The sequence below is a fragment of the Flagellimonas abyssi genome, from assembly GCF_019457905.1.
In the GTDB taxonomy this organism is placed as follows: Bacteria; Bacteroidota; Bacteroidia; order Flavobacteriales; family Flavobacteriaceae; genus Flagellimonas; species Flagellimonas abyssi.
On record NZ_JAHZSV010000102.1, the window covers coordinates 1 to 527 of the forward strand.

Here is a 527-nt window from a genome sequence, read left to right on the forward strand (position 1 = left end):
TATTCTTGTCAAAGCCACATATAGGGAAGCGTTGAATACCAACACACCTATGATTATCCCAAAGCTGAAAGAGAAGATGATGATGAGCAGCGAAGCCAAAACGGAAACCATCATTAAGGCAAACAGGGAAATAGGCAGCCCAAAAATGACCGCCCTTTTCCTAATGTTTTTATAGACCTCGTATTTCTTCATAATGCTCGGAAAACAAATCCCTCATAGAGGGTTCATCTATACTACAATTCCTATTAAGTAAGTGAAGATGCCGACTACTGCACCTGCAATAAGAACAAAGACGAGTACTCTGGTTATTCCTTTTTTGAGGTCGGCATTTTCGCCGAAGAAATGTCCGGCATTAAATAGGAAGCCTACCAAGAAGATGACACCCAATAAGATTGGAAAAATAGTTCTGATGGTATCGCCTACATCGTTAACGGAATCTTCAATGCCACCAATTTGAGCAAAAAGCGAAGTGGATATGAGCGAAATAATGGATGCTAAATAGTGTGATTTTTTCATAACGGAACGGA

At 40.0% G+C, this 527-nt stretch carries 2 protein-coding genes; both read right to left on the minus strand.

Annotated features, from left to right (window positions below):
• The coding region (locus K1F36_RS20305; RefSeq protein WP_258539164.1) for a hypothetical protein at nucleotides 1-192 on the minus strand (192 nt) is incomplete at its 3' end.
• Between the two features lie 36 nt (nucleotides 193-228).
• Entirely contained in the window at nucleotides 229-516 is a 288-nt protein-coding gene (locus K1F36_RS19995; protein ID WP_073099380.1) for a hypothetical protein, read from the minus strand.
• Nucleotides 517-527 lie beyond the last annotated feature (11 nt).

Bases quoted from the DNA above. Each gene is read 5' to 3' on its own strand.
- K1F36_RS19995 (WP_073099380.1), bottom strand. From the start codon at position 516: ATGAAAAAATCACACTATTTAGCATCCATTATTTCGCTCATATCCACT.